The sequence below is a fragment of the Curtobacterium sp. JUb34 genome (assembly GCF_003755065.1).
Lineage (GTDB): Bacteria > Actinomycetota > Actinomycetes > Actinomycetales > Microbacteriaceae > Curtobacterium.
In genome coordinates this window covers 329,312-342,288 of the sequence record NZ_RJVH01000002.1, presented here as the reverse complement: position 1 = coordinate 342,288, position 12,977 = coordinate 329,312, and the positions used below count along the sequence as shown (strand labels likewise).

The window sequence follows — 12,977 nt, the reverse complement described above, 5'->3', positions numbered from 1 at the left end:
TGCTACAGACGCTCGCCGACGTACTCGGTCAGGTCGACCAGACGGTTCGAGTAGCCCCACTCGTTGTCGTACCACGAGGTGATCTTCACGAGGCCGCCGATGACCTTGGTCAGGCCGGAGTCGTAGATCGAGGAGTGCGGGTCCGTCGTGATGTCGGTCGACACCAGCGGGTCCTCGCTGTAGAGCAGGATGCCCTTGAGCGGGCCCTCTGCGGCCTCCTTGTAGGCGGCGTTGATCTCGTCGACGGTGACCTCGGACTTGGTCTCGAGGGTGAGGTCGGTGATCGAGCCGGTCGGCACCGGGACGCGGAGCGCGAAGCCGTCGAGCTTGCCGGCGAGCTCCGGCATGACCTGGCCGATGGCCTTGGCTGCACCGGTCGAGGTCGGGACGATGTTCAGCGCGGCCGCGCGGGCACGACGGGGGTCCTTGTGCGGGCCGTCCTGCAGGTTCTGGTCGGCGGTGTAGGCGTGGACCGTGGTCATGAGGCCACGCTCGATGCCGAACTTGTCGTGGAAGACCTTGGCGAGCGGCGCGAGGCTGTTCGTGGTGCACGACGCGTTCGAGATGATGTTGTGGTTCGCCGGGTCGTACTGGTCCTCGTTCACGCCGAGCACGATGGTGACGTCGTCACCGGTGGCCGGGGCGGAGATGATGACCTTCTTGGCGCCCGCGTCGATGTGCTTCTGCGCGTCGGCGGCCTTGGTGAAGAACCCGGTCGACTCGATGACGATGTCGACGCCCAGCTCGCCCCAGGGGAGGTTGGCGGGGTCGCGCTCCGCCAGGACCTTGATCGCCTTGCCGTCGACGACGATGTTGTCACCGTCGAGCTCGACGGAGACGCCGAGACGACCCGTGATGGAGTCGAACTTCAGCAGGTTCGCCAGTGCGGCGTTGTCGGTGAGGTCGTTCACCGCCACGATCTCGAGGTCCGAGCCCTTCGCGAGGGCGGCCCGGAAGAAGTTGCGGCCGATACGGCCGAAGCCGTTGATACCGATCTTGACGGTCAATGGATCTCCTGGTGAGTGTGGAGCGCCCAGGGGGCGCTGCTTTCGGGAGTCGCGCACCCTGGCGGGCCCGCGTGTGGTGGACGATACGCCCCGTAACGTCGCCGTAACGACCCTAGCAGTCGGACACTGCCAGACCGCGCGGGATGACGGTCCGTCCGGACGGTCACCGACCAGGCCGGGGACGGGTCCGAGAACGGGTCCGGAAACGGACGGGAGGCGCGGTGCCAGCTGGCACCGCGCCTCCCGTCATGCAGGTCGGACGACCCGTCTCAGACGCCCTCGAGCTCCTCGGGGACACTCGCTTCCGTCCCGGGGATCCCGAGGTCCGACGCCCGCTTGTCGGCCATCGCGAGCAGCCGGCGGATGCGACCGGCAATGGCGTCCTTCGTCATGGGCGGGTCCGCGTGCTGGCCGAGCTCGTCGAGGGACGCGTCGCGGTGCTGCAGGCGCAGCGCGCCGGCGTACTGCAGGTGGTCGGGGACCTCGTCGCCGAGGATCTCGAGCGCGCGCTCGACCCGAGCGCAGGCGGCGACGGCGGCCTGCGCCGAACGGCGGAGGTTGGCGTCGTCGAAGTTGACGAGGCGGTTCGCGGTCGCACGGACCTCGCGACGCTGCCGCATCTCCTCCCAGTCGGCGGTGGTGCGGGCGGCACCCATCACCGTGAGCATCTGGCCGATGGCCTCGCCGTCGCGGATGACGACGCGGTGCACGCCACGGACCTCGCGGCCCTTCGCGGCGACGCCGAGGCGGGACGCGGCCCCGACGAGCGCCATGGCGGCCTCGTTGCCGGGGCAGGTGACCTCGAGCGCGGCGGCCCGGCCCGGGTCGGTCAAGGTGCCGGAGGCGAGGAACGCACCGCGCCAGATCGCGGCGAGGTCCTCGCGGTTGCCCGTGGTGAGCCGGTTCGGCAGGCCGCGGACGGGGCGACGACGGGCGTCCATCAGACCGGTCTGGCGCGCGAGGGTCTCCCCCGCCTCGAGCACGCGGACCAGGTAGCGGGTGCCGCGACGGGACGACGCGGACGACCCCACCGACGCCTCGCTGCGGACGCCGTACAGCTCGGCGAGGTCCTTGCGGACCCGGTGCACGATGATCCGGGTGTCGAGCTCCACCTCGACCGCGATGCGGCCCGAGATGACGTGCAGGCCACCAGCGAACCGGAGGATCGTGGCCAGTTCGGCGGCGCGGACCGTGTTGCGGTTCACGGCGACCCTGGCCAGTTCGTCCTTGACCTCGGCAGTCAACGGCACAGCATCATTCCTAACGTTCATCTGGTGGTCCCGCGATTCCGGCGGCACGTGCGTGGGGAGCGGCCGGAGGGACGGTCACTCCCGGCCGAGATCTCGGTTCTTCACACGCACGGCGACGCCAGGCATCCCGCGGAGGAGGTTCGCCAACTCGGCGACGATGGCGACCGAGCGGTGCTTCCCGCCGGTACAGCCGATGGCGATCGTAGCGTGTCTTTTGTTCTCGCGCTGGTACCCCTCGAGCACCGGCTCAAGCACGGAGACGTACCGGTCGACGAACGGGCGGGCTCCGGCCTGGGCCAGGACGTAGTCCGAGACGGGCTGGTCGAGGCCCGTGTGGGCCCGGAGTTCCGGGACCCAGTAGGGGTTCGGGAGGAACCGGACGTCGGCGACCATGTCGGCGTCGGCGGGCAGTCCGTACTTGAACCCGAAGCTCATCAGCGTCACCTGAACACCCACGAAGTGATCGTCGGCGAACTGTTCGGTGACGGTGTTGGCGAGCTGGTGGATGTTGAGGTCCGAGGTGTCGATCACCATGTCGGAGGCCTCGCGCAGTCCGGCCAGCCGGGTCCGCTCGCGCGCGATGCCGTCGAGCAGGGTGTCCTCGCCCTGCAGCGGGTGGGGTCGCCGGACTTGCTCGAAGCGCCGGACCAGGACGGCGTCGGTGGCCTCGAGGAACAGCACCCGGACCCGCGCGGACGTGGTCGACCGCACCTGTTCGACCGCGTGCTCCGGGTCGGTGAAGAACCGTCCGCCGCGGACGTCGACGACCGTGGCGATCTTCGGGATCTTCTCGCCGGCGCGGTCGGCCAACTCGGTGAGCGGGGCCAGCATCTGCGTCGGCAGGTTGTCGACGACGTACCAGCCGAGGTCCTCGAGGGCCTTGCCGACCGTCGAGCGCCCGGCCCCGGACATGCCGGTGACGATGAGGATGTCGTGCTGCGACCCGTGCGGGGTCGCCGTGGCGCTGTCGGTCATCTGGGAGTGGGCTCCGTCGTGGCGGCCCGGGCGCGTCGCCCGGGGAGGTCTCGGCTGCGGGTCCAGGGTATCGCCCGACACGTGTCGGGAGGCACGGGATGCGTCACGACGGCAGCTGCGGACCGTCGTGGGTCACTTCCGGGACCCGCACCGTGCCTGCTGGGACCGGCTCGGCGTCCGCAGCGTCCGGCTCGGCGTCCGGCGCGCTGGTCGGGGTCTGCTGGAGCTTCGTGACGACCGCCGCAGCGGTCGCCGGCCCGACGCCGTTGACCTCGCTGATCTCCTCGGCGGTGGCCTCACGCAGACGGGCGACGGAACCGAAGTGCTTCAGCAGCGCGTTCACACGGCTCGGCCCGAGCCCGGGGATCTCGGACAGCCGGGACCGCACGTCGCGCTTGCGACGCGTGCGCTGGTGCGTGATCGCGAAGCGGTGTGCCTCGTCGCGGATCCGCTGGATCAGGAAGAGTGCCTCGGAGTTGCGCGGCATGATCACCGGGAAGTCGTCGTCGGGCAGCCAGAGCTCCTCGAGCCGCTTCGCGATGCCGACCAACGCGATGTCCCGCACGCCGGCTTCGTCCAACGCGCGCTTCGCCGCCTGCACCTGCGGCTGTCCACCGTCGACGATGAGCAGCTGCGGGCGGTACGCGAACCGCTTCGAGGGTTTCGAGCCCTCGACCACCTCGTCGCTCGTGACGTCGGGGACGTCCGGCAGGTCGGCGTCCTCGTCGAGGCGCGCCAGACGCCGGGTGAGGACCTGGTACATGCTGTCGGTGTCGTCCGTGGTCTCGGCGATCGTGTAGCGGCGGTACTGGTCCTTGCGGGGCAGACCGTCCTCGAACACCACCATCGACGCCACGACGTTCGTGCCCTGCAGGTGCGAGATGTCGTAGCACTCCATGCGGAGCGGGGCCTCGGTCATGCCGAGGGCGTCCTGGATGTCGGCCAGGGCCGCCGAGCGCGTCGTGTAGTCGGCGGAGCGCTTCGTCTTGTAGAGCATCAGCGCCTGGGCCGCGTTCTGCGCCGCCGTCCGGGCCAGACCGGCCCGGTCGCCGCGCTGCGCGGTGCTGAGCTTCGTGCCGCGGCCACCCCGCCGTTCGCTGAGCCACTGCTGCAGCGCCTCGGCGTCCTCGGGCAGGGTCGGCACGACCACCTCGCGCGGGGGCTCCTCGGCGACGGCGGCCGGGGTGAGCTCGTTGTCGGCGTAGACGCCCTGCACGATCTGCTCGACCAGGTCACCCGTCGAGATGTCGAGCTCCTTGTCGACCACCCACCCGCGGACACCGCGGATGCGTCCGCCACGCACCGAGAACAGCTGCACGGCGGCGGCGAGCTCGTCCTCGGCGATCCCGAACAGGTCGAGGTCCACCGAGTCGCGGAGCACCACGGCGGACTTCTCGAGCACGGCCTCGAGCGCCTCGACCTGGTCGCGGAACTTCGCGGCCTGTTCGTACTGCATGGCGTCGGCCGAGGCCCCCATGCGCTGGCGCAGCTCGGTGATCACCCGGCGGTCGTAGCTGTTCATGAACCGCACGAACTCCTCGACGAGCGCCCGGTGCTCCTCGATGGTGACGCGCTGCGAGCACGGCCCACCGCACTTCCCGATCTGCCCGGGGAAGCAGGGCTTGCCCGTCTGCATCGCGCGTTTGTACGACGAGTCCGAGCAGGTGCGGATCGGGAACACCTTGATCATCAGGTCGATGGTGTCGTGCACCGCCCAGATCTTCGGGTACGGCCCGAAGTACTTCGCGCCCTTGATCTTCCGGTTCCGCGTGACCATCACCCGAGGCGCTTCGTCCGCCATGGTGATCGCCATGTACGGGTACGACTTGTCGTCGCGGAACTTGACGTTGAACGGCGGGTCGAACTCCTTGATCCAGGTGTACTCGAGCTGCAGTGCCTCGATCTCGGAGCCGACCGTCGTCCACTCGACGCTGCGGGCCGTCAGCACCATCCGACGGGTGCGTTCGTGCAGCGTCGGCAGCGGCGCGAAGTAGTTGCTCAGCCGCGCGCGGAGGTTCTTCGCCTTGCCGACGTAGAGCACCCGCCCGGATTCGTCACGCCATCGGTAGACGCCCGGGTCGGTCGGGATCTCCCCCGCCTTCGGACGCCACGGAACGGTGTCCGCCACCTACCGTGCACCCGCCTTCTGCTTGGTCGACTTCCCCGGTCGGCTCGCCGTGCGGGCCTCCACAGCCTGCTGCTTGCCGACGCGGGCGTCCTGGGCGTCGAAGATCTCGCGCAGGAAGACACCGGTGTGGCTCTCCGGGACGTCGGCGACGTGCTCCGGGGTGCCGGTGGCGAGGACCGTCCCGCCCCCGGCGCCGCCCTCCGGCCCCATGTCGATGACCCAGTCGGCCGACTTGATCACGTCGAGGTTGTGCTCGATCGTGATGACGGTGTTGCCCTTGTCGACCAGGCTCTGCAGCACCAGGAGCAGCTTGCGGACGTCCTCGAAGTGCAGACCCGTCGTCGGCTCGTCGAGCACGTACACGGTCCGGCCGTTCGAGCGTCGCTGCAGCTCGGTCGCGAGCTTGACGCGCTGCGCTTCGCCGCCGGAGAGCGTGGTCGCGCTCTGGCCGAGACGGACGTAGCCGAGGCCCACGTCGACGAGCGTCGCCATGTAGCGGTGGATCGCGGAGATCGGCTCGAAGAACTCGGCCGCCTCGCTGATCGGCATGTCCAGGACCTCGGAGATGCTCTTGCCCTTGTAGTGGACCTGCAGGGTCTCGCGGTTGTAGCGCGCACCGCCGCAGACCTCGCACGCGACGTAGACGTCGGGCAGGAAGTTCATCTCGATCTTGATCGTGCCGTCGCCGGAGCAGTTCTCGCACCGACCGCCCTTGACGTTGAAGCTGAACCGACCGGGCTGGTAGCCGCGGGTCTTCGCCTCGGGCGTCTCGGCGAACAGCTGACGGATCCGGTCGAACACGCCCGTGTAGGTCGCCGGGTTGGACCGCGGCGTGCGGCCGATCGGCGCCTGGTCGACGTGCACGACCTTGTCCAGCTGGTCGAGGCCCTTGACGCGGGTGTGCTTGCCGGCGATGTGTCGGGCACCGTTGAGCTGGTTGGCGAGCACCTTGTACAGGATGTCGTTGACCAGGGTCGACTTGCCCGACCCGCTCACGCCCGTGACCGCGGTGAACACCCCGAGCGGGAAGTCCGCGTCGATCGTCTTGAGGTTGTTCGCCCGAGCGCCCTGCACGCTGATGGCGCGCTTCAGGTTCACCTTGCGTCGCTCGGCGGGGACCTCGATCGCACGACGGCCGGCGAGGTAGTCCCCCGTCACCGACTCGCGGTTCGCGATGATGCCCTCGTACGAACCCGAGTGCACGACGTTGCCGCCGTTCACGCCGGCTCCGGGGCCGATGTCGACGACCCAGTCGGCGGTGCGGATGGTGTCCTCGTCGTGCTCCACGACGATCAGCGTGTTGCCGAGGTCCTTGAGCTTGACCAGGGTGTCGATGAGGCGGCGGTTGTCCCGCTGGTGCAGACCGATGCTCGGCTCGTCCAGCACGTACAGCACGCCGGTCAGACCGGAGCCGATCTGGGTGGCCAGACGGATGCGCTGTGCCTCGCCGCCGGAGAGCCCACCGGCACCGCGCGCGAGCGTCAGGTAGTTCAGGCCGACCTCGAGCAGGAACTCGAGGCGCGCCCGGATCTCACGCAGGACCGCTGCGGCGATGTGCGCTTCGCGGTCGGTGAGCGTCAGGGTGTCCATGAACGAGTACGCGTTGTCGAGCGACATGTCGGTCACGTCGGCGATGCTGCGGCCGTCGACCGTGACCGCCAGGACCTCGGGCTTGAGGCGCGTGCCCTCGCACACCGGGCACGGGACCTCGCGCAGGTAGCCCTGGAACCGCTGGCGCTGCGAGTCCGACTCGGCCTCGGCGAACTTCCGCTCGATGTACGGCATGACGCCCTCGAACCCGCTGGTGTAGCGCATCTCGCGGCCGAACCGGTTGCGCCAGGACACCGACACCTGGAAGTCCTTGCCCGTCAGGATCGCGGCCTGCACCGAGGCGTCGAGCTGGCTCCACGGGGTGTCGAGCGTGAACCCGAGGTCCTTGCCGAGGCCGGCGAGGAGCTTCTCGAAGTACGAGTACAGCCCGCTCGCTCCGGTCCAGGGCAGCAGGACGCCGTCACGCAGCGAGGCGTCGGGGTCGCCGAGCACGAGGTCGGGGTCGACCGACATGCGCGTACCGAGGCCGGAGCACTCCGGGCAGGCACCGAACGGCGCGTTGAACGAGAACGTGCGGGGCTCGATCTCGGTCAGTGCGAGCGGGTGGTTGTTCGGGCACGACAGGTTCTCGGAGTAGGTGCGGACGGCGCCGGGGCCGTCGTGGTCGACCAGGTCGATGCCGACGGTGCCACCGGTCAGGCGCAGTGCCGTCTCGAGCGAGTCGGTGAGCCGGCCGAGGATGTCGTCGTTCGACACCAGACGGTCGACGATCACCGAGATGTCGTGCTTGACCTGCTTCTTGAGCTTCGGCGGGTCGCTGAGCTGGATCCGCTCCCCGTCGACGATCGCGCGGGCGTAGCCGGACGCCGCGAGTTCCTGGAAGAGGTCGACGAACTCGCCCTTCTTCTTGGAGATGACGGGGGCGAGCACCTGGAACCGCGTGCCGGACTCGAACTCCATGAGCTGGTCGGCGATCTGCTGCACGGTCTGCTTGCTGATGACCTCGCCGCACGTCGGGCAGTGCGGCACCCCGATGCGCGCCCAGAGCAGACGCATGTAGTCGTAGACCTCGGTGATCGTGCCCACCGTCGACCGCGGGTTGCGGTTGGTCGACTTCTGGTCGATCGACACCGCGGGCGACAGCCCCTCGATGAAGTCGACGTCGGGGCGGTCGACCTGGCCGAGGAACTGTCGCGCGTACGCGGACAGGGACTCGACGTAGCGTCGTTGCCCCTCAGCGAAGATCGTGTCGAAGGCCAGCGACGACTTGCCGGATCCGGACAGGCCGGTGAACACCACGAGGGAGTCACGGGGGATCTCGAGGTCGACGTTCCGGAGGTTGTGCACCCTGGCCCCGCGGACGCTGAGCGTCGAGGAGCCGGTCGGGACGGTCACGCCGGGGAGGTGGGGGTCGGTCGGCTCGCCGAAGGCGTTCCGGCCCGAGGTCGCGGTGCCGCGGTCAGAGGTGATTGTCATCGCCGTCGATTCTACGAAAGGGGTCCGACATCCGCCCGCGAGTCGGTGGTCAGACGAGTGCGTCGAGAGCGAACGCGACCCCGGAACGACGCTCGCTGGCCGTCCAGAGCCGCGCTGCAGCGGTCCGGTCGTGCGCGCGCGGCTCGGCACGGACCACGGCTGCGGATCCGCGCAGCTGCATCCACCCGGCCGGGCCCCAGTACTCCCCCGAGCGCACACCCGCGGCGACCGCGGCGTGCACGAGGGGCTCGGCGCCGGCGTCCTTCCCCTGCGCGTACAGCCGCTGTGCCGGCCGGGTCCACGCGGGTTCCGGACGGGACGGCGCGACGTCCGGTCGCTCCGGTGAGAGCGCGTCGAGCGACAGCCCGGGGTGTGCCACGACGCTGGCGACGGACGAGCCGGCGTCCGCCAGCCGCTGGGCGAGTTCGAAGCCGAACAGCATCACGGCGAGCTTGCTGCGGCCGTACTGCCGGTAGCTGGAGTACCGGCCGACGCGGAACGGATCGGCCGGGTCGAGCCGGGCCCACCGGTGCGCGATGGACCCGAGGTGCACGACGCGGCCGGCACGCCCTTCGAGCAGCGGCATCGTCAGCGCCGTCCAGGCGAAGTGCCCGAGGTGGTTCGTGCCGATCTGCAGCTCGGTGCCCTGTGCGGTCGTGCTCGCGGTCGAGGCACCCACGACTCCGGCGTTGTTCACGACTGCGTCGACGCCGTCCGGTTCGAGAGCCGCGAGCTCGGCGGCGGCGGAACGGACGGAGTCGAGGTCGGCGAGGTCGAGGTGCACGTGCGCCAACGACGCACCGTCCACGTGGCGGCGGATGCTCTGCTCCGCCGCTGCCGCCCGAGCACGGTCGCGGGTGGCGAGCACGACCCGGTGCCCGGACGCGGCGAGCTGCTCGGCCGCGTGGTATCCGAGGCCCGCGCTCGCCCCCGTGACGACGACCGTGCGGCGACCGTCAGCTGACATGCCCGGCCGACTCCATCTGCCGCAGCGCCTTCTTGAGGTCCTGCACCTCGTCACGGAGGCGCGCGGCGAGCTCGAACTTCAGCTCGGCCGCGGCCTGCAGCATCTGGTCGTTGAGGTCGCCGATCGTCGCCTCGAGCTGGGTCGCGCCCTCGCCCGCGATGCCGCCGCGCTTCAGGTTCGGCGTGGGCGAACGGCGACCGTCGGCACCGGGACGGCCCTGCAGCAGCGCCTTGGTGTCGTCGTTCTCGCGCTGCAGCACCTCGGTGATGTCGGCGATCTTCTTGCGGAGCGGCTGCGGGTCGATACCGCGCTCCAGGTTGTACGCGACCTGCTTCTCGCGACGACGATCGGTCTCCTCGATCGCGGTCTTCATCGAGTCGGTCATCTTGTCGGCGTACATGAGGACCTGTCCCGACACGTTGCGGGCCGCGCGACCGATCGTCTGGATGAGCGACGTCGAGGACCGCAGGAAGCCCTCCTTGTCGGCGTCGAGGATGGCCACCAGGGACACCTCGGGCAGGTCGAGGCCCTCTCGCAGCAGGTTGATGCCGACGAGCACGTCGTAGACGCCCTGTCGCAGTTCGGTCAGCAGCTCGACGCGCTTCAGGGTGTCGACGTCGGAGTGCAGGTAGCGCACCCGTACGCCGGCGTTGCCGAGGAAGTCGGTCAGCTCTTCCGCCATGCGCTTCGTCAGGGTGGTGACGAGCACGCGCTCGTCCTTGTCGACGCGCTGCTTGATCTCCTCGAGCAGGTCGTCGATCTGGCCGTCGCTCGGCTTCACCACGATCTCGGGGTCGACCAGGCCGGTCGGGCGGATGATCTGCTCGACGACGCTGTCCGTGATGCCGAGCTCGTACCGACCGGGCGTCGCCGACAGGAAGACCTTCTGCCCGACGCGGTCGAGGAACTCCTCCCACCGCAGCGGACGGTTGTCGAGCGCGCTCGGCAGGCGGAACCCGTGGTCGACCAGGGTGCGCTTGCGCGAGGCGTCGCCTTCGTACATCGCGCCGATCTGCGGCACGGTGACGTGCGACTCGTCGATGACGATCAGGAAGTCGTCGGGGAAGTAGTCGATGAGGCAGTGCGGCGCCTCGCCCGCGACGCGGCCGTCCATGTGGCGCGAGTAGTTCTCGATGCCCGAGCAGAAGCCGATCTGCTCCATCATCTCGATGTCGAACGTGGTGCGCATGCGGAGCCGCTGGGCCTCGAGCAGCTTGCCCTGTCCCTCGAGCTCGGCCAGGCGCTCGGCGAGTTCGACCTTGATGTCAGCGATCGCGCGGTGCATGACGTCGGTGTCCGCGACGTAGTGCGACGCCGGGAAGATCGACACGGCCGGCAGGTCGTCGATCACGTTGCCGGTCAGGGGGTGCAGCGAGGAGAGCGCCTCGATCTCGTCGCCGAACATCTCGATCCGGATGGCGTGCTCTTCGTACATCGGGATGATCTCGATGGTGTCGCCGCGCACGCGGAAGGTGCCGCGGGCGAAGTCCACGTCGTTGCGCTGGTACTGCATCGAGACGAACTTGCGCACGAGCTGGTCGCGCGAGATCGTCTGCCCCACGTGCAGCGCCACCGAGGCGTTCATGTACTGCTCGGGCGTGCCGAGGCCGTAGATGCAGGACACGGTCGACACCACGACGACGTCGCGCCGGCTGAGCAGCGAGTTCGTCGTCGAGTGTCGGAGCCGCTCCACCTCGGCGTTGACCGAGGAGTCCTTCTCGATGAAGGTGTCCGTCTGCGGGACGTACGCCTCGGGCTGGTAGTAGTCGTAGTACGACACGAAGTACTCGACCGCGTTGTTCGGCATCAGACTGCGGAACTCGTTCGCCAACTGCGCGGCGAGGGTCTTGTTGTGCGCGAGCACGAGCGTCGGCCGCTGCACCTGCTCGATGAGCCACGCGGTCGTCGCCGACTTGCCCGTACCGGTCGCACCGAGCAGCACGACGTCGGTCTCACCGGCGTTGATCCGCCCGGCGAGTTCCGCGATGGCCGCGGGCTGGTCGCCACTCGGCGTGTACTCGCTGATGACCTCGAACGGACGTACCGCTCGGGTCGGTTCGATCGCAACACCCATGCCGTCAACGGTAGTCGGCACCCCTGACACCGGCGCCCCTGCTCGCCCTCGGCGTATCGTCCTCGCCAAGCAGCCTCCAAGTCCGCTGATAACCAGCGGGCATAGCGTCCGGTCCGTTCAGCAACCCGATCGCTCCGCACGTCCCCGACGAGCCAGCACGAGCCACACCCGAAGAGGCCCCATGACGACGGCGACCCCCGCCGCACCGACGAAGGGCACCCCGTTCCGCGGTCGCATCCGCGGACGAGTGCTCATCCTCCTCTGCTGCATGTACGCGATCTCGTACATCGACCGCACGAACATCTCGACCGCGCTGCCGCACATCACCGAGGAGTTCGGCTTCAACGAGGCCACCGCCGGCCTGATCGTGTCCGCGTTCTCGCTGCCCTACGCCCTGTTGCAGGTCTTCGGCGGCACGATCAGCGAGAAGTTCGGGCCGCGCAAGGCCCTCTTCGTCATCACCGTGGTCTGGGGCGTCGCGACGCTGTGGACCGGCTTCGCCGTCGGCTTCTGGACGCTGTTCGCCGCCCGTGCGCTCCTCGGGCTCAGCGAGGCCGCGGCGTTCCCGACCGCGACCCAGGCCATGACCCGCTGGATCCCCCGCGACCGCAACGGCTTCGCGCAGGGCGTCGTGCACTCCGCGGCCCGGCTCGGCAACGCACTGGCTCCGTTGCTCGTCGCCTGGGTCATCGGCTCGACGGGCAGCTGGCGGTGGGCGTTCTTCGCCACGGCGGTCCTGTCCTTCGCCTGGGGCAGCGTCTGGTTCGTCTGGTTCCGCGACCGGCCCGAGTCGACGAAGGGCATCACGCAGGTCGAGATCGACGAGCTCCCGCCCGTCGAGACCCGTGCCACCCGCCCGCCGGTGCCGTGGCGCCAGATGGCACGGCAGATCCTGCCGGTGACGTTCGTCGACTTCGGCTACGGCTGGACCCTCTGGGTGTTCCTCACCTGGCTGCCGACCTTCCTCAGCTCGACGTACGGGCTCGAGATCGGCGACTTCGCACTGTTCACCACCCTCATCCTGCTCGCCGGCGTCGTCGGGGACACGGTCGGCGGCATGCTGAGCGACCGGATCATCCACCGCGGCGGCAACACCCGGAACGCCCGCCGGACCGTCCTGGTGATCGGACTCGGCGGCTCGCTGGTCTGCCTCATCCCCCTCGTGATCGGGCAGGGCCTGCTCGTCGCGACGATCTCGCTGGCGCTGTCGTTCTTCTTCCTGGAGCTCTGCAACGCGAACCTCTGGGCGATCCCGATGGACGTCGCCCCACAGTGGTCCGGCACCGCGTCCGGCTTCATGAACACCGGCTTCGGCATCGCCGGCGTGGTCTCCCCGATCGTCTTCGGCCTGCTCATCGACGCGTCGGGGTGGCAGCTGCCCTTCGCCCTGTCGTGTGTGCTGCTCGGCGCCGCGGCGGTCGTCGCGTGGTGCATGAAGCCGCAGCGGCTGACCTCCACGAACGGCGTCCTCGAGGTCGGCACCCCCGCCGCGGAGCAGCGCGCCGCCTGACGCACGCGGTCCGGACCCACCGGACGCGCGTGGTCCGGA

At 69.5% G+C, this 12,977-nt stretch carries 8 protein-coding genes; 1 reads left to right on the top strand and 7 read right to left on the bottom strand.

What is annotated here, in order from left to right; translation table 11 throughout:
• Positions 1–2 precede the first annotated feature (2 nt).
• The 7 genes from gap to uvrB all read right to left on the bottom strand — a co-directional run bounded on the left by gap (position 3) and on the right by uvrB (position 11,416).
• Positions 3–1,007 (bottom strand): type I glyceraldehyde-3-phosphate dehydrogenase, encoded by a 1,005-nt coding sequence (gene gap, locus EDF63_RS08075; protein ID WP_123312532.1) that lies wholly within the window; start codon positions 1,005–1,007, stop codon positions 3–5.
• Positions 1,008–1,276: 269 nt separating this feature from the next.
• Entirely contained in the window at positions 1,277–2,257 is a 981-nt protein-coding gene (whiA, locus tag EDF63_RS08070; protein ID WP_111083957.1) for a DNA-binding protein WhiA, read from the bottom strand.
• A gap of 75 nt (positions 2,258–2,332) precedes the next feature.
• On the bottom strand, positions 2,333–3,232 hold the full coding sequence (rapZ, locus tag EDF63_RS08065; protein ID WP_123312530.1) for an RNase adapter RapZ: 900 nt from the start codon (positions 3,230–3,232) through the stop codon (positions 2,333–2,335).
• Between the two features lie 103 nt (positions 3,233–3,335).
• Positions 3,336–5,360, bottom strand: a complete 2,025-nt coding sequence (uvrC, locus tag EDF63_RS08060; protein WP_123312528.1) for an excinuclease ABC subunit UvrC — start codon at positions 5,358–5,360, stop codon at positions 3,336–3,338.
• On the bottom strand, positions 5,361–8,387 hold the full coding sequence (gene uvrA / locus EDF63_RS08055) for an excinuclease ABC subunit UvrA (protein ID WP_260233024.1): 3,027 nt from the start codon (positions 8,385–8,387) through the stop codon (positions 5,361–5,363). It abuts the gene before it with no gap.
• Between the two features lie 49 nt (positions 8,388–8,436).
• Positions 8,437–9,354 (bottom strand): SDR family NAD(P)-dependent oxidoreductase, encoded by a 918-nt coding sequence (locus EDF63_RS08050; protein WP_123312526.1) that lies wholly within the window; start codon positions 9,352–9,354, stop codon positions 8,437–8,439.
• Positions 9,344–11,416, bottom strand: a complete 2,073-nt coding sequence (gene uvrB / locus EDF63_RS08045; RefSeq protein WP_123313097.1) for an excinuclease ABC subunit UvrB — start codon at positions 11,414–11,416, stop codon at positions 9,344–9,346. Before uvrB ends, EDF63_RS08050 begins: the two co-directional genes overlap by 11 nt.
• A 193-nt stretch (positions 11,417–11,609) precedes the next feature.
• Between uvrB and EDF63_RS08040 the strand changes: the two genes are divergently transcribed.
• On the top strand, positions 11,610–12,938 hold the full coding sequence (locus tag EDF63_RS08040; RefSeq protein WP_185021344.1) for an MFS transporter: 1,329 nt from the start codon (positions 11,610–11,612) through the stop codon (positions 12,936–12,938).
• Positions 12,939–12,977 lie beyond the last annotated feature (39 nt).

What these genes read in the sequence shown, in the direction of transcription:
- EDF63_RS08050 (WP_123312526.1), bottom strand. Translation starts at nt 9,354, where the DNA reads ATGTCAGCTGACGGTCGCCGCACGGTCGTCGTCACGGGGGCGAGCGCG.
- rapZ (WP_123312530.1), bottom strand. Translation starts at nt 3,232, where the DNA reads ATGACCGACAGCGCCACGGCGACCCCGCACGGGTCGCAGCACGACATC.
- EDF63_RS08040 (WP_185021344.1), top strand. Translation starts at nt 11,610, where the DNA reads ATGACGACGGCGACCCCCGCCGCACCGACGAAGGGCACCCCGTTCCGC.
- uvrA (WP_260233024.1), bottom strand. Translation starts at nt 8,387, where the DNA reads ATGACAATCACCTCTGACCGCGGCACCGCGACCTCGGGCCGGAACGCC.